Source organism: Pandoraea sp. XY-2 (assembly GCF_004193915.1).
Classification (GTDB): Bacteria; Pseudomonadota; Gammaproteobacteria; order Burkholderiales; family Burkholderiaceae; genus Pandoraea; species Pandoraea cepalis.
Genome location: NZ_CP030849.1, coordinates 1,906,428 through 1,922,262 on the forward strand (window position 1 = coordinate 1,906,428; position 15,835 = coordinate 1,922,262).

The following is a 15,835-nucleotide window of genomic DNA, read 5'->3' on the forward strand; positions in this document are numbered from 1 at the left end:
GCTTGAACGCATCACTCAGCAGGATAGAAAGCGCGGACGTTACGTGACGTCCGCGTTTTTGTTTTCCCGCCCGACCATCCATGCCGACCTACTCCACTCTCGACGCCTGGCTCGCCCATCTGGAAACCGCTCACCCTGTGGGCATCGATATGGGCCTCACGCGCATTGGCCGCGTGAAAGAGGCGCTCGGACTGCAATTCCCGTGCCCCGTCTTCACGGTGGGCGGGACCAACGGCAAGGGATCGACCTGCGCGATCATCGAAGCCATTCTGCTCTCGGCGGGTTATCGCGTGGGCTGTCACACGTCGCCGCATCTGATTTCGTTCAACGAACGCGCCCGCCTGAATGGCGAGAACGTCGACGACGCCACGCTGCTGAAGCATTTCGAGGCGGTCGAGTCCGCGCGCACGAGCTTCGAAACGCCGGTCTCGCTCACGTATTTCGAGTTCACCACGCTCGCGATCATGCACTTGTTCGCCACCGCCGGGCTCGATGCCGTGATTCTGGAAGTCGGCCTGGGCGGGCGTCTCGATGCGGTGAACATCATCGACCCCGACTGTGCGGTCGTTACCAGCATCGACATCGATCACGCCCAGTACCTCGGCGACACCCGCGAGGCGATTGCCATCGAGAAGGCGGGCATCTTCCGTGCGGGAAAACCGGCGATCTGTGGCGATCCCGTGCCGCCAGCCTCGCTGCTGGCCGAGGCGGAGCGCATCGGCGCGGACCTGTGGCTGTTCGGTCGCGATTTCAACTATCAGGGCGACAAGCAGCAGTGGAGCTATGGCGGACGCCAGATGCGCCGCCCGTCGCTTGCGTATCCAGCCTTGCGGGGCGCGAACCAGTTGCTCAACGCGTCGGCGGCGCTGGCCGCGCTCGAATCGATGCGCGACACGCTCCCGGTGTCGGCGCAGGACATTCGGCTGGGGCTCTCTTCGGTCGAGTTGCCGGGGCGGTTCCAGGTGCTGCCGGGGCGTCCGGCCGTGGTGCTCGATGTGGCGCACAACCCGCACGCCGCTGCCGCGCTTGGCCACAATCTCGACGGCATGGGCTACTTTCCATACACATACGCCGTGTTCGGGGCGATGGCCGACAAGGATATCGAGGGGGTGCTGCGGCATCTCGTCGACAAGGTCGATCACTGGCGTCTGTGCGCGCTGCCGACCGAACGTGCCGCGAGTCCACAGAAGCTGGAAGCGAGTCTGCGGGCGGTGGGGTTCGCGCCGGATGCCGATCATTCGGTCGAGACCTTTGAATCTCCCGAGAAAGCTTATGCCGCCGCGCTCGAGCAGTGCGGCGAGAATGATAGAATCGTGGTTTTTGGATCGTTCTTTACGGTGTCCGGCGTCATGTCGCACCGCAAATTACAGCGCCATTAAGGCATGACGGGACGTTGGCCGTGACAATTGCTTACGAGAAATGTCATGCGCTGGGCGCCCCCGATGCGCGATCATCATCCGTCCAACGACGCGAGTTACGACCAGAGCCAAGGGCCTATGGGATTGTTTTCCTTCCGCAAGAAAGACGCCGAAGCCGTTCCCCCCAAGCGCGGTAGCCGCCGGAGCGGCCGAACCGGCGCCCGTGCGGCGGGAGGGGTGAATACGGCGAGCACGAGCAACTCGACCCGCTGCTGCCCGAGAAGCAACGCGCGCGCCGCCGTCTGGTGGGGGCATTGGCGCTGGTGCTCGCGGCCGTCATCATTCTGCCGATGGTGCTGGCCCCGGAGCCGAAACCGTCGGCTGACAACATCGCGATCCAGATCCCCGGAAAAGACACCAACTCGCCGCCCGTGCGTGTGAAGCCGAAGGCGGCCACGCCGCCGACCGACGCGTCGCTCGACAAGGGCGAAGTCGCGCTCGACAGCAACGCACTGGGAGGCGCGAGTGCCGCCAAGCCGGCGGTCTCGACGCCTGCCCCGGCACCGACGGCCGTGCCGCCGTCCGCCGCGATGGCTCCCTCGCCAAGCACGGTGCCGGAACCGGCCGTGGCGCAAGCGAAGCCGGAGATCAAGCCCGACGTCAAGAAGCCCGAGCCGCACGCGGAGGTGAAGCCGGCCGCGAAGCCGGAGTCGCACGACACGGCCAAGGCGCAAGCCAAGACGCCGCCGAACAACAACGTCGCCGATCCGATTGCGCAGTTCGCCCAGAACAACACGACGGCCAAATCCGCGAAATCGGCGGATAGTCACGACAGTGGACAGAAGCCGGCGGCATCGGGCGGCAAGTACCAGGTGCGCATTGGCGCATTTTCGACGCAGGACCGGGCGCAGGCCTGGCTCGTCAAACTGAAGCTCGTGAATGTGCCGAGCTACATGGTGAAGAGCAAGGTGGGTGGCCGTGAGCTTTACCTGCTGCGCGCAGGACCGTTCGCCGATCGCGCGAGTGCGGAGGCGGCGAGCAAGAAGATTCGCGACGCCGGACTGACGGCGCAGGTCGCCGAGGCAGGCTGAGTTGAGCGATCCGGTGCATGGCGGTCTGCTGACCGTGGTGGATTACGCGGCCATTGCCATCCTGCTCGGCTCGATGCTGCTGGGCATGTTGCGCGGCCTGGTGCGCGAGTTGTTCAATCTGGTGGGCTGGGTCGTGGCGTTCTTCGTGGCCCGCGCCTTCGGTCCGTCGGTCGCACATTGGTTGCCCGCCGATCTGCCGGGCGGCGAGATGACGCAAGGTGCCATCGGCTTCCTGCTGGTGCTGGTCGCGGTAGTGTTCGGCGCCGGTATCGTCAGCGCGCTCGTCGGGCGCATGACCGATCTGATCGGGTTGCGTCCGGCCGATCGCGGATTGGGCATGGTGTTCGGCATCGTGCGCGGCATGTTGCTCTTGATGTTGTTGATGGTCGCCGCCAAGTTAACGTCATTGCCGCAACAACCGGTGTGGCAGCAGTCGCTGGTGCGTCCGTGGGTCGAGGTGGGGTTGTCGCGGCTCATGCCGTACCTGCCCGAGCCGGTGCAGCACTACCTGCACAATCCCGAGGCGGCGGTGCCGAGCGTCAATCCGCTGGGAACGCCGATTCCGTTGCCGCAGTTGGCGCCGTATCGTGGCACGCCGGATGCGGGCGGGCAGGGGGCGCAGGGTTCGACGCGCCATTCGGACGGTGAGCGAGCCAAGGGGACGTCCGGGGCTGCCGAGAGCTCGGGGACGTCAGCCCCAATGGGCGGTGGCGCCGTTCGCGGCGATAGCGGCGGTAGCAGCAGCGGTAGCCTCGGCACGGGGCTGACGGGCGATGGTCTGAGCGGCCAAGGCGCGCTCGGTCAATCGCAGGGGTGGGGCATGCGTGTCGGTGGGGCGGGCGGGGCAGGCGGGGCGGGCGGATCGGTCACGCCGTCGACCGGCCTGCACAAGGTTTCGGAATGACGGATAATACGGTCCGTTAGTTGCAGATTTCGATGTTTTTTGAAGGATTCATGCCATGTGTGGCATCGTCGGTGTAGTTTCCAAATCCCCGGTCAACCAGTTCATCTACGATAGTCTGCTGCTGCTGCAGCACCGCGGCCAGGATGCCGCCGGTATCGCGACGACGGATGGCCAGTCCTTCTACATGCACAAGGGCAACGGCATGGTGCGCGACGTGTTCCGCACGCGCAACATGCGCGACTTGCCGGGCAACGTCGGTATCGGCCAGGTGCGCTACCCGACGGCCGGTTCGTCGAGCGCCGCACAAGCCCAGCCGTTCTACGTGAATGCACCCTACGGCATAGTGCTCGCCCACAACGGCAACCTGACGAACTGGGAACAGCTCAAGGACGAGATGTTCCGTGTCGACCGCCGCCACATCAACACCACGTCCGATTCCGAAGTGCTGCTCAACGTGCTTGCGCACGAGCTGCAGGAAAGCTCGCGCGACGGCCTGAGCGTCGGGTCGCTGTTCGAGGCGGTGGGCAAGGTGCATGGTCGTCTGCGGGGCTCATACGCCATCGTCTCCATCATCTCCGGTTTCGGTCTGCTCGCCTTCCGCGACCCGCACGGCATTCGTCCCCTTTGCATCGGCCGCTTCGATGGCCCGAACGGCACGGAGTGGATGGTGGCGTCGGAGTCCGTGGCGCTCGAGGGCATGGGCTTCGCGTTCGATCGCGACGTCAAGCCGGGCGAGGCGGTCTTCATCAGCAACGACGGTGAGCTGACGTCGCAGTTGTGCGCCGTCGCCGCATCGTTGCATCCGTGCATTTTCGAACTCGTGTATCTGGCGCGTCCGGATTCCGTGCTCGACGGCGTGCCGGTCTACGACGCGCGCCTGCGCATGGGCGACTACCTCGCCGAGAAGATCCGGCGCGAGATCGACTATCAGGACATCGACGTCGTCATGCCGATTCCGGACTCCAGCCGTCCGGCCGCGATGCAGGTCGCCAAGCGACTGGGCTTGAATTATCGCGAAGGCTTCTTCAAGAACCGCTACGTTGGCCGTACCTTCATCATGCCCGGCCAGGCGATGCGCAAGAAGTCGGTGCGCCAGAAGCTCAACGCCATGCGCGTCGAGTTCAAGGACAAGAACGTGCTGATCGTCGACGACTCGATCGTGCGCGGCACGACCAGTCAGGAAATCGTGCAGATGGCACGTGACGCCGGTGCGCGCAAGGTGATCTTCGCGTCGGCCGCGCCGCCCGTGAAGTTCCCGAACGTATACGGCATCGACATGCCCACGCGTAGCGAGCTGGTGGCACATGACCGCAGCGACGAGGAAGTGGCGCGCATCATCGGCGCCGACGCCCTGATCTATCAGGACGTCGAAGACATGAAGGCGGCCGTGCGTGACATCAACCCGGCGCTGGCCGACTTCGACGCCTCGTGCTTCGACGGCAACTACATCACCGGTGACGTCACGCCGGCGTATCTGACGCGTCTGGAGCAGCAGCGCAAGGCGCCGAAGGCCCCGGTGGTGGAGTCGGGTGACGGCGACGACAACGAGCCGCGCGGGCGCAGCTCGGCCTCTGAGCCGACCCAGGTGCCGCGGGCGGTGGGGATTTTCCCTCCCCGTCGGCAACGTGCTACACTCGTTTTCACGTCGATTTGAATTCAGCTTGCGGACGTGGGGGAACTTCCCCGAAACAGCTAAAGCGAGGCCTAGACAGATGGATTTCGAGCCCGTTTTGCTGATCAGCGAAACGGGCTTTTCTTTTTTTGGCCGACGGGCGGGCCACCCTAATGACGAGACACACGATGGACTCCTTCGACTTCGATACCCTTGCGGTGCGCGCTGGCACGCAGCGCTCCGAATTTGGTGAGCATTCCGAGGCGCTTTACCTGACCTCGAGCTTCGTATTCAAGAGCGCGGCCGAGGCCGCCGAACGCTTTGCGCATTCGGAGGAGGGCTTCACCTACTCGCGCTTTACCAATCCGACCGTGTCGATGTTTCAGGACCGTCTGGCCGCGCTCGAAGGCGGTGAGGCGTGCATGGCGACCGCGTCGGGCATGAGTGCCATCGTCTCGGTCGTGATGTCGGCGCTCTCGGGCGGCGACCACCTCGTCAGTTCGCAAAGCATTTTCGGCTCCACGCTCAACGTCTTCTCCACGATCTTCAATCGCTTCGGTGTCGAGACGACGTTCGTCGACCCGACGGATCTCGACGCCTGGCGCGCCGCGATCCGTCCGAACACGAAGATGTTCTTCCTCGAGACGCCGTCCAACCCGCTCACCGATATCGCCGACATTACCGCCATCGGCCAGATCGCGAAGGAAGCGGGTGCCTTGTTCGTCGTCGACAACTGCTTCTGTACGCCGGCGTTGCAACGGCCCATCGAGTACGGCGCTGACGTCGTCGTGCATTCCGCGACAAAGTTCCTCGACGGTCAGGGCCGCGTGCTGGGCGGGGCGATTGTCGGCACGAAGGAATTCATCATGGGCAAGGTGTTTACGTACGTGCGCAGCGCCGGTCCGACGCTGTCCGCGTTCAATGCCTGGGTGTTGCTCAAGGGCTTGGAGACGTTGTCGCTGCGTGTCGAGAAGCAATCGGAGAACGCGCTGGCGATCGCGCAGTGGCTGGAGCAGCAGCCGCAGGTCGCCCGTGTGTATTACCCGGGACTGCCGTCACACCCGCAATACGAACTCGCCCAGCGCCAGCAGAAGGCAGGCGGCGCGATCGTCGCGTTCGAACTCAAGGGGGCAACCCCGGCCGAACAGCGTGAGAACGCCTGGCGTGTGATCGACAACACGCGGGTGTGCTCGATCACCGGCAACCTCGGCGATACGCGAACGACGATTACGCATCCCGCGAGCACGACGCACGGTCGCATCACGCCGCAAGCGCGCGCGGCGGCGGGCATCACCGAAGGCCTGATCCGTCTGGCGGTCGGTCTGGAGTCGCCTGCGGATATTCGGGCCGATTTGGCTCGCGGTTTCGTGAGTTGAGCGGAGTGGCCGTCATGAGTCGATTCTGGAGCGCGGGCGTTGCGGATCTGACGCCCTATGTGCCCGGTGAGCAGCCGCAGATGCAGCGTCTCATCAAGCTCAATACCAACGAGAACCCGTACGGTCCGTCGCCACGCGTGCTCGCCGCGATTCGCGAGGCGCTCGGCGGCGACGCCGATGCGCTCAAGTTGTACCCTGATCCCGACGCGCGCCGCTTCAAGCAGGCCATCGCCACGCGGTTCGGTCTGGAAGTGGCCAACGTGCATGTGGGCAATGGGTCCGACGAAGTGCTGGCGAACGTGTTTCAGGGATTGTTGAAGCACGACAAGCCGATTCTGTTTCCGGACATCACCTACAGCTTCTACCCGGTGTACTGCGGGCTGTACGGCGTGGCGTTCGAGAACGTGCCGCTGACGGACACGTTCGAGATTCGCGTCGACGATTACCTCAAACCGAACGGCGGCATCATCTTCCCGAACCCGAATGCGCCGACAGGTCGCCTGCTGGCCGGTGGCGAGATCGAGCGTTTGCTGGCGGGAAATCCGGATTCGGTGGTCGTCATCGACGAGGCCTATATCGACTTCGGTGGCGAGAGCGCAGCGAAACTGATCGCGAAGTACCCGAACCTGCTCGTGGTTCAGACGCTTTCGAAATCGCGCTCACTGGCGGGGTTGCGTCTGGGCTTCGCCATCGGGCATCCGGATCTGATCGAAGCGCTCGAGCGCGTGAAGAACAGCTTCAACTCGTACCCGCTCGACCGTCTTGCGCAGGCAGCCGGCGTGGCCGCCATCGAAGACGAGGCGTATTTCGACGAGACGCGCCGGGCGGTAATCGCAAGCCGTGAGGCCCTGGTGACGCGCTTGTCGGCGCTTGGTTTCGAGGTACTGCCGTCGACGGCGAACTTCGTGTTCGCGCGTCACCCGTCGCACGATGCGGCCCAACTCGCGGCGGCGCTGCGGGAACGCTCGATCATCGTGCGTCACTTCAAGCAGGCGCGCGTGGCCCAGTTCCTTCGCATCACGGTCGGCACGGAGGCAGAGTGCGTCGCGTTCACGGACGCATTGAAGGAAATTCTGGCGGGCTGATATGTCTAGGGGCGTCTCGGCGTCCCGCAAGACGACAGGGACGGGATGACCGATCCCCTGAGGGCCGGCAGCGCGGGGACGTGGAACGTTTCCGGGGCTGTCGGCCCTTTTGTTTCATGTGATGAGATGTCTCCGTAGTCCCCGGGAAACGCATCGGCTGGGTCTCGGTGGGCGGGCAACAGGAATCCGCCGCCTGCGTTATGCTGTTGGGCGTGTTGCCAACCGGAGACTTCAGCATGTCGCACAACGTAGAACTTTTCATTAACGGGCAGTGGAAGGCAGGCGCGGAAGGCCTCACGCTGCCGATCGAAAACCCGGCCACTGGCGAAACCATCGGAACCGTCGCCCGCGCGACCCAGCCGGATCTTGACGCCGCCCTCGCGGCGGCCGAAGCGGGCTTTGCCAAGTGGCGCGAAATCGCACCGTTCGAGCGCGCCAAGCTCATGCGCAAGGCCGCCGGTCTGCTGCGCGAGCGCGTCGGCGACATCGCACGTCAGATGACGATGGAGCAGGGCAAGCCGATCGGCGAAGCCAAGGGCGAACTGCTCTCGGCGGCCGACATCATCGAATTCTTCGCGGAAGAGGGCAAGCGCGCCTACGGCCGTCTGGTGCCGGCCCGTGTGCCGAATGTCTACCAGATGGTGATCCCGACGCCGGTTGGTCCGGTGGCGGCATTCACGCCGTGGAATTTCCCGGTCAATCAGGTGGTGCGCAAGGTCTCGGCCGCGCTGGCCGCGGGTTGCTCGGTGATCGTCAAGGCACCGGAAGAAACGCCCGCCTCGCCGGCCGGGCTGATTCGCGCCTTCGCCGACGCCGGACTGCCCGACGGTGTACTGAACCTCGTGTATGGCGTGCCGGCCGAAATTTCGTCGTATTTGATCCCGCATCCGACGATCCGCAAAGTGTCGTTCACGGGTTCCACGCCGGTGGGTAAGCAACTGGCGGCGATGGCCGGTCTGCACATGAAGCGTGTGACGATGGAACTCGGCGGGCATGCGCCGGTGCTGATTTTCAACGATGCCGATATCGCCGCCGCCGTGCGCAATCTTGCCGCCGGCAAGTTCCGCAACGCCGGTCAGGTGTGTATCGCGCCGACGCGCTTCCTCGTACAGCGCGGCGTGTACGATCAGTTCGTCGACGCCTTCGTGAAGGCCGCCGAAGCGGTGCGCGTGGGTAACGGGCTGGATCCGGAAACGACGATGGGGCCGCTGGTCAATGGCAAGCGTTTCGAGGCGATCAGCGCGATCGTCGACGATGCGGTGGCCCAAGGCGCTCAGCTCAAAACCGGCGGTAAGCGTGCGGCTGAAGGCGGTCACTTCTACGCGCCGACGGTGCTGTGCAACGTGCCGTTGAGCGCGAAGATCATGCACGAAGAGCCGTTCGGCCCGGTCGCGATCGTCAATCCGTTCGATACGGAAGAGGAAGCCATTGCCGAGGCGAACCGTCTGCCGTACGGCCTGGCCGCATATGCGTACACGACGTCGCAGGGCACGGCGCATCGCCTGTCGGCGCGCGTCGAGACCGGTATGCTGACGATCAACCATTCGGGGCTGGCCCTGCCGGAAGTGCCGTTCGGCGGTGTGAAGGACAGCGGCTACGGTTCGGAGGGCGGCCCGGAAGCGCTCGAAGCGTACCTGCAGCCGAAGTTCGTGTCGCGGCTGGAGGCTTGACGCGGGCTGGCCCGGGTTGTCTGCGACAAGTCAGCAGATAACGGTCGGGTAGCAAGCCGATGCGAGCTATCGCATCGGCTTTTTTGTTGCCCCGTCGGCCGACGCCATATCCATGGATGCTCGATACGGGCGTGCGTTGATGCTGCGCGCTGCCGGGGCAAACGCGTCGCTCATCACGTCGTGCGATGCATTGTAGTAAGTCGTGTCGATGTCGAGCAGGCCGAGCATGGTGTGGTCGAGCTGGTCGGTTTGATAGGGCCGGGATTCCAGCGTTGCGCGTCGCTTCGCATCGATCCTGTCTCGCGTCCAGACGAGCATCGGGATCTCGTAGCCGGAGGCATCGGCGACAGACTGCCCTGTGTGATTGCGCGTGTGACCAACCTCCTGGGCGTGGTCTGAGCTGAACAGCAGGCTGGCGTCGGACGTCGCCGAGGCCGCCATGGTCTTGCGGATCAGACTGGCGACCACGTAATCGTTGTAGGCGATGGCGTTGTCATATTCGTTGCGCAGGCGACGCACCCAGAGCGAGCGACCTTGCGTCGCGAGTTGGCGCGCGATGGCATCGTCCGTGTTGTCGAAGCGTGCAAAGGCCTCCGGGTAACGCATATCGTAGGTCGGGTGCGCGCCGAGCAGATGCACGACGATAAGCTTGCGGGGGGCGTCGCTCGCGAGTGCGGCTTCGACCTCCGGCAACAGGTTGCCATCGTAATTGTTCTCGCCGCGCCCCAAGCCCTTGTTGATGAAGACCCGCTCGTCGGCGCGATTGGCCACGAGTCCCAGCCAGCCGTCGTTGGGCGCCTGATTCGAGATCCAGTAGGTGCGATATCCTGCTTCCTTGGCGAGCATGACGAGATCGGGCTGATGCGTCCAGGCGTCGGGATCGGCGAGGCTTGCGGGTGTAAGCATCTTGATGAGCGAGGCCATGGTCGCGGGCTCGGACGACACCACGTCACGGAAGACGGTGAGTTCGCGCCGCAATGTGTCGAGCATCGGCGTGGTGTTGCGCGCGTAGCCGTAGAGCGACATGTTGTTGCGGTTCAGGCTCTCGCCGATCACCCACACAACGGTCTTGCGCGCGGGCCCCCGATACTGCACGCGCCAGTCGCTGCGCTGCGCCATGTTGCGGTCGAGTTCGCGTTGAAGCGTGTCGGCATGCGCGAGTTGTCGCTGGTAGTCGAGATAGCGGATCGGCCAGTAGAGCAGCGGGTTTTCCTTGGCCATCGTCGGATTCAGATGCAGCGCGAGAAAGCCCAGGAGCAGGCTGGTTACGGCGATTTGGCTGCGGCGTCGCATTGGCGGCGGAGCGTTCGCGGCCTCCGCCCGCGACAGGCGGCGCTCCAGCATGACGACCACCGACATCAGCACGGCGAAGACACCGCTCGCCTCGGCGAGATCGCGCCAGTGGTGGCGGAAGAACTCGCCGGCTTCCGAAGGGTTCGTGTTGAACACCGCTTGCAGGACCAGCAGATGGTTCGGGCGCAGACCGAAATAGTCGCGCAGGAACCCTTTGGTTGCTGCGTCGAGAAAGAAGACGGCAACGATGCCCAGCGTTGTCGCGCTCAGCCATGCCGGGCGCGTGCGCAGCATCAGGCACAAGCCCGTGAGCCCGGGTAGGGCGGTTGCCATGAGTGCCGCGCTCTTGCCGTACTCTTTGGCGCTGAGCATGCCGAACGCCCAGAACAGGGCCAGGCCGCCCAGTCCGATGAGCAGGCGGTAGAGAAGTGGTTTCAAGGTGCGTGTCTCCCAATGCGTCGCGCACGTCGTTGCGTGCCTGTCGATGGCCGCTTGACCGGCGCCGGGCCAGTTCCGGTTGGCATGCGGCGTGGCGCCTGGCACCGGTCAGCGCCGCAATTCGACCAGAAATTGGGAGATTGGTGTCGTGGATGCGAATATTTTTGGGCGAATTCTATTCGATATTCAGCGCATTCCGACCAATGCGCCTGCACCCGACCGATCGACTTAGCCTGAAGGGCCGCGGGCGAGACGCTCGCGCCGCCACGCGGCGGGGGGCTGGCCGTAGTGCTGGCGAAACGCGTGGGACAAGGCGCTTTGGTCGTTGAAGCCGACTTCCAGGGCGATGTCGGCGAGCGTTGCGTCGCCCGCGCTCAGCAATGTGGCGGCGCGCGCGAGCCGCAGGCGCATCAGATGCTGGTGAGGCGTCTCGCCGGTGATCGCGACAAAGGCATCATGAAAACGGCGCACGCTCATGCCGGCTTCCCGTGCGAGCGTTCCCGTACCCGGTGGCGTTGCCAGCGCAGTGCGCAGTCGGGCGTCGATGCGCGCCAGGTCCAGCCGAACGGAGCGCTGTGCGGGGCGAGACGACGCCAGCCGCGCCGTGAGGGCGCCCAGCCAAGCGCGCACGACAGGGTCGTCCGCGCTCAGGGGACGCTCGCCGTCCATGCGCGCGCTCACGCGCCGAGCCATTGCCAGCAGGTTGGCGTCGAGCGTGAAAAAAGCCTCGTGCGCAAACGCGCGCTGCGAGCCGGTCGTCGCCACCAGACGCGACGGCACATCCAGCACGACTTGTCGGTTGGGACCGTCGCCCCGGTACTCATGCCGCACGCCGGCTGGAATCACCACGCCGTTGCGCGCGCCTACACGCCCATATTGCGTTGCGTTGCCGTCCAGCGACATCGACATGCGCCCGGACAGTCCGATCACGACCTGATGAAAGTCGTGGGTGTCGGTGCGATCGGTCGGACAGTATTCGCGGAGCGCGAGGATCGGGATGGACATGGCAGGAGGAGGAGAATACGACCGTGAGCGAACGGCGAATTATTCGACGTTATCACCGATCGACGAAATACGGCGCACAAGGGGGGATGACCTCACGTTCTCGGTGAGTGCGCGCACGTGGCTGATATAATGCCAGCTTCCGAATGTTGGCGACCCGCCTGCGCGAGACCCTCCGCCGCGGGCGTTTTTGTTTGTCGCCGACGCGATGCATCCACGCCAAATCATGACCACTGTCCGCACCCGCTTTGCGCCTAGCCCGACCGGTTTCATCCATCTGGGCAACATCCGTTCCGCTCTCTATCCGTGGGCCTTCGCGCGTCACAATCACGGCGCGTTCGTGTTGCGCATCGAAGACACCGATCTCGAGCGTTCGACCCCGGAAGCCGTGCAGGTCATTCTCGAAGGCATGGAATGGCTCGGCCTCGATTACGACGAAGGTCCGTTCTACCAGATGCAGCGCATGGACCGCTATCGCGAAGTGCTTGAGCAACTGAAGGCCGCCGGTCACGTCTATCCGTGCTACATGAGCATGGAAGCCCTCGACGAACTGCGCGAGCAGCAGCGCGAGCGCGGCGAAAAGCCGCGTTACGACGGTCGCTGGCGTCCGGAGCCGGGCAAGGTGCTGCCCGAGCCGCCGGCCGGTGTGCAGCCGGTGCTGCGCTTCAAGAACCCGCTCGCCGGCAGCGTAGTGTGGGAAGACGCCGTCAAGGGCCGCATCGAAATCTCGAATGACGAGCTCGACGACCTTGTGATCGCGCGTCCGGACGGCACGCCGACCTACAACTTCTGTGTTGTTGTCGATGACATCGACATGGACATCACGCACGTGATTCGTGGCGACGACCACGTGAACAACACGCCGCGTCAGATCAACATCTTCGAGGCGCTCGGCAAGCAGCCGCCGATTTACGCCCACCTGCCCACGGTGCTCAACGACCAGGGCGAAAAGATGTCCAAGCGCAACGGCGCCATGAGCGTGGTCCAGTATCGGGACGAGGGCTTTCTGCCCGAGGCGGTAGTGAACTACCTGGCCCGTCTGGGCTGGGCGCATGGTGACGCCGAAGTGTTCTCGCGCGAGCAGTTCGTGACGTGGTTCGATCTCGATCATCTGGGCAAGTCGCCCGCACAGCACAATCCCGAAAAGCTGCTGTGGATGAATAACCAGTACCTCAAGCAGGCGGATAACGAGCGCCTGGCCGGGCTGACCGAGCCGTTCCTGCAGAAGGCGGGCGTGTCGATCGAAGGCGGTCCGTCGCTCGCAGGTGTGGTCGGGCTGTTCAAGGACCGGGCGAACACGATCAAGGACATCGCGGCGAGCGCCGAAATGTTCTACCGCAAGCCCGCGCCGTCGGACGACGATCTGGCCCAGCACATGACGGATACCGCGCGCGCGGCGGTCAAGGATCTCGGCGCGGCGCTGGCGGCGCTGCCAGAGTGGACGAAGGCGGCCATCTCGCCGGCGTTCAAGGCCACGCTCGCCCAGCACGGCATGAAGATGCCGCAGCTCGCGATGCCGGTGCGTCTGCTCGTGGTCGGTACGACGCACACGCCGGCCATCGACGCCGTGCTCGAACTGCTCGGCCGCGATGCGGTGCTGGCGCGTCTGGGCGCCTGAGGCACCACGCGTGAGACCTTTCCGGGCCGCCAGCGGCGGCGCCGGAAGCACAAAACCCCGGGATGCGTGAGCATCGCCGGGGTTTTTTACGAGGGACGCCATCACATCCGGCGTCCCTGCACAGGCCTTACGACGGCAGGTTGCCTTCCGAGACAACAGCGCTCGCGGCGCTGGCCCTGGCCGGCGATGCCGGGCGCTTCGCACGCGAATAGCCTTCGAGCAGCTTGACCATTTGCGCGTAGATCTTCGGGTTGCCCGCCAGCACTTCGCCTTCGAACAGGAAGTCCGATTCGCCGGTGTAGTTGCCGACCAGACCGCCGGCTTCGGTAATCAGCAGGCTGCCGGCCGCCATGTCCCACGCGTTCAGGCCCTGCTCGAAGAAGCCGTCCATGCGGCCGGCCGCGACGTTGGCCAGATCGAGTGCCGCCGCGCCCGGACGGCGAATGCCCGCGCAGTGCTCGGTCATCGTGCCGAACATCTTCAGATAGTTCTCAACGCCTTGCAGGTCGCGGAACGGGAAGCCGGTGCCGATCAGGCCATCGGCCAGACGATCGCGGCGCGACACGCGAATGCGCTTGCCGTCGAGAAAGGCGCCACGGCCACGCGATGCGGTAAACAGTTCGTTGCGGGTCGGATCGTAGATCACGGCTTGCGAGACGATACCCTTGTGGGCGAGTGCGACCGACGTGCAATAGTATTGCAGGCCGTGAATGAAGTTGGTGGTGCCGTCGAGCGGATCGATGATCCACTGGTATTCGGAACCCGACTTGCCATGTTCCTCACCCGATTCTTCGGCGAGGATGGCGTGGTCCGGATAGGCTTGCAGAAGGGTTTCGATGATCGCTTGCTCAGCCGCTTTGTCCACTTCCGTCACGAAGTCGTTGTGCTGCTTCTTGGTGACCTTGACAGTGTCGATGTCGAGAGAGGCGCGGCTGATGATGTTGCCGGCGCGGCGCGCGGCCTTCACCGCGATATTGAGCATGGGATGCTGCATGACAGATTCCTGTTAAGGCCATTGCCGACGGTACGCGCGACCCCCTCTGGGCCGGCCGTCAGGCATGGCAGACAAAGCGAACAAATTGAGCAAGAGCGATGCCCTGCAAGCGCCGCGCACCGGGTGGCGGCTCGTTTGCAAGGACGAAAACGCGTATTTTAGCAAAAACGCGGCGTGTGCGCTGTGGCGTCTTCGGGTTTTGGGCCTTCTTCTGACCCTTTTAAGGGTTCCGAGGTTTCGTGCCAGTGCCGGCGCGGTCCGGCGATCGGGCCGTCATGGACGCCCGCAGCGCACGCGATTCAGGGCAAAATAGCGATGTTCGCCGTTGAGCGGCCGTCCGATCTGAACGACAAGCGGAGACCGTTCCCGATCCCGGTGACGGCGCGTCGTGTTTCCGCATGCCTCTGTTTCCACTCCTCATCGCTGCCTCATGTCACAGTCTGTTGTTGCCCATCCCGCGTCGTCGTTGTTCGATCAAGTGCGTTTCGTGCTCAACGAGACGAGCCATCCCGGCAACGTCGGCTCGGCCGCCCGTGCAATCAAGACGATGGGGTTTGGCCGGTTGGTCCTGGCCGCACCGCGCGCGGGGGCCGACGTGCTGCGCGATCCGGAAGCCGTGGCGCTCGCGAGCGGCGCCGACGACGTGCTGGCGAATGCGTGGGTCGTGCCCGATCTCGATTCGGCCTTGCAGGGCGTGAGCTGGGCCGTCGCCTTGTCGGCGCGTTCGCGTGAATACGGGCCGCCCAATGCCGAGCCGCGCGAGAGCGCCGCAATCGCAGTGCAGCATGCGGGGCAGGGCGAGGCGGTGGCGTTCGTGTTCGGTAGCGAGCGCACGGGTTTGTCCAATGACGATGTCGAGCGCTGCAATGCGCTTGTCCATATCCCCGCCAACCCGGTGTACAGCTCGCTCAATCTCTCGCAGGCGGTGCAACTCATCGCTTACGAAGTGCGCATGGGCTGTCTGACGCGCGAGCGCGGCGAGGGATCGCATGCCGCGACGGTGGCCGTGTTGCCCTCGGAACTCGATGCCACCGCGCATGCGTCGCTGGCGACACGCGATGACGTCGAAGGCATGCTCGTGCATCTGGAGCGCGCGCTCGTCGAACTCGATTTTCTTGACCCCGAGAATCCGAAAAAGCTCATGACGCGCCTGCGCAGACTTTTCGCGAAGAGCCATCTGGAGCGTGAGGAGGTCAACATCCTGCGCGGCATCGCGAAGCATATTCTGGAGCGCAAGCTCCGGCGCTAACGCGCCACCGCTCAACGCGCTTGAAGCGCCAACTGTATCCGCTGTGCCCAACCGTCACGACCGTCACGACCGTCATGACCGGCATGGCCCCAGGTAACGCCGCGACGATCCGCGACAGAGCGGCCGGACGCGCACCACAGGATCG

General features: G+C 64.6%; 12 protein-coding genes. 9 read left to right on the forward strand and 3 right to left on the reverse strand.

Translation table 11 applies throughout. The features are described 5' to 3' along the window. Nucleotides 1-80: 80 nt before the first annotated feature. The 7 genes from folC (at nucleotide 81) to DRB87_RS08765 (ending at nucleotide 9,096) form a co-directional block, all read left to right on the forward strand. Nucleotides 81-1,379: a bifunctional tetrahydrofolate synthase/dihydrofolate synthase gene (folC, locus tag DRB87_RS08735; RefSeq protein WP_130025620.1), complete on the forward strand. Its 1,299-nt coding sequence runs from the start codon at nucleotides 81-83 to the stop codon at nucleotides 1,377-1,379. Nucleotides 1,380-1,681: 302 nt separating this feature from the next. Beyond that, complete coding sequence (locus DRB87_RS08740) at nucleotides 1,682-2,449, forward strand: SPOR domain-containing protein (RefSeq protein ID WP_240756291.1); 768 nt, start codon at nucleotides 1,682-1,684, stop codon at nucleotides 2,447-2,449. Nucleotide 2,450: 1 nt separating this feature from the next. Then, on the forward strand, nucleotides 2,451-3,353 hold the full coding sequence (locus DRB87_RS23235; RefSeq protein WP_240756231.1) for a CvpA family protein: 903 nt from the start codon (nucleotides 2,451-2,453) through the stop codon (nucleotides 3,351-3,353). 55 nt (nucleotides 3,354-3,408) lie between these two features. Beyond that, nucleotides 3,409-5,007, forward strand: coding sequence for an amidophosphoribosyltransferase (purF, locus tag DRB87_RS08750; RefSeq protein WP_240756232.1), 1,599 nt, complete (start codon nucleotides 3,409-3,411; stop codon nucleotides 5,005-5,007). Nucleotides 5,008-5,153: 146 nt separating this feature from the next. Further along, a complete protein-coding gene (locus tag DRB87_RS08755) occupies nucleotides 5,154-6,341 on the forward strand; it encodes an O-succinylhomoserine sulfhydrylase (RefSeq protein WP_130025622.1) in 1,188 nt (395 codons plus the stop codon). 14 nt (nucleotides 6,342-6,355) lie between these two features. Further along, nucleotides 6,356-7,426, forward strand: coding sequence for a histidinol-phosphate transaminase (gene hisC, locus DRB87_RS08760; RefSeq protein ID WP_130025623.1), 1,071 nt, complete (start codon nucleotides 6,356-6,358; stop codon nucleotides 7,424-7,426). Nucleotides 7,427-7,662: 236 nt separating this feature from the next. Further along, a complete protein-coding gene (locus DRB87_RS08765; protein WP_130025624.1) occupies nucleotides 7,663-9,096 on the forward strand; it encodes an NAD-dependent succinate-semialdehyde dehydrogenase in 1,434 nt (477 codons plus the stop codon). 66 nt (nucleotides 9,097-9,162) lie between these two features. On the opposite strand, the gene DRB87_RS08770 is transcribed toward DRB87_RS08765, so the two are convergent. Together DRB87_RS08770 and DRB87_RS08775 are read right to left on the reverse strand one after the other, a co-directional pair. Further along, nucleotides 9,163-10,827 carry a phosphoethanolamine transferase gene (locus DRB87_RS08770; RefSeq protein WP_130025625.1) on the reverse strand — a complete coding sequence of 555 codons (1,665 nt, stop codon included), beginning with the start codon at nucleotides 10,825-10,827 and terminating at the stop codon, nucleotides 9,163-9,165. Nucleotides 10,828-11,055: 228 nt separating this feature from the next. Continuing rightward, nucleotides 11,056-11,832 (reverse strand): AraC family transcriptional regulator, encoded by a 777-nt coding sequence (locus tag DRB87_RS08775; protein ID WP_130025626.1) that lies wholly within the window; start codon nucleotides 11,830-11,832, stop codon nucleotides 11,056-11,058. A gap of 220 nt (nucleotides 11,833-12,052) precedes the next feature. Between DRB87_RS08775 and gltX the strand changes: the two genes are divergently transcribed. After that, entirely contained in the window at nucleotides 12,053-13,447 is a 1,395-nt protein-coding gene (gene gltX, locus DRB87_RS08780; RefSeq protein WP_130027792.1) for a glutamate--tRNA ligase, read from the forward strand. Between the two features lie 127 nt (nucleotides 13,448-13,574). On the opposite strand, the gene DRB87_RS08785 is transcribed toward gltX, so the two are convergent. After that, a complete protein-coding gene (locus DRB87_RS08785; RefSeq protein ID WP_130025627.1) occupies nucleotides 13,575-14,441 on the reverse strand; it encodes an inositol monophosphatase family protein in 867 nt (288 codons plus the stop codon). A 430-nt stretch (nucleotides 14,442-14,871) separates the two neighbouring features. Here DRB87_RS08785 and DRB87_RS08790 point away from each other — a divergent pair, with 430 nt between their 5' ends. Beyond that, nucleotides 14,872-15,690, forward strand: a complete 819-nt coding sequence (locus tag DRB87_RS08790) for an RNA methyltransferase (RefSeq protein WP_240756233.1) — start codon at nucleotides 14,872-14,874, stop codon at nucleotides 15,688-15,690. Nucleotides 15,691-15,835 lie beyond the last annotated feature (145 nt).

Excerpts from the sequence above, each read along its gene's own strand:
- DRB87_RS08785 (WP_130025627.1), bottom strand. The coding sequence starts at position 14,441 with ATGCAGCATCCCATGCTCAATATCGCGGTGAAGGCCGCGCGCCGCGCC.
- DRB87_RS08790 (WP_240756233.1), top strand. The coding sequence starts at position 14,872 with ATGTCACAGTCTGTTGTTGCCCATCCCGCGTCGTCGTTGTTCGATCAA.
- folC (WP_130025620.1), top strand. The coding sequence starts at position 81 with ATGCCGACCTACTCCACTCTCGACGCCTGGCTCGCCCATCTGGAAACC.
- hisC (WP_130025623.1), top strand. The coding sequence starts at position 6,356 with ATGAGTCGATTCTGGAGCGCGGGCGTTGCGGATCTGACGCCCTATGTG.
- purF (WP_240756232.1), top strand. The coding sequence starts at position 3,409 with ATGTGTGGCATCGTCGGTGTAGTTTCCAAATCCCCGGTCAACCAGTTC.
- DRB87_RS08755 (WP_130025622.1), top strand. The coding sequence starts at position 5,154 with ATGGACTCCTTCGACTTCGATACCCTTGCGGTGCGCGCTGGCACGCAG.
- DRB87_RS08775 (WP_130025626.1), bottom strand. The coding sequence starts at position 11,832 with ATGTCCATCCCGATCCTCGCGCTCCGCGAATACTGTCCGACCGATCGC.
- DRB87_RS08765 (WP_130025624.1), top strand. The coding sequence starts at position 7,663 with ATGTCGCACAACGTAGAACTTTTCATTAACGGGCAGTGGAAGGCAGGC.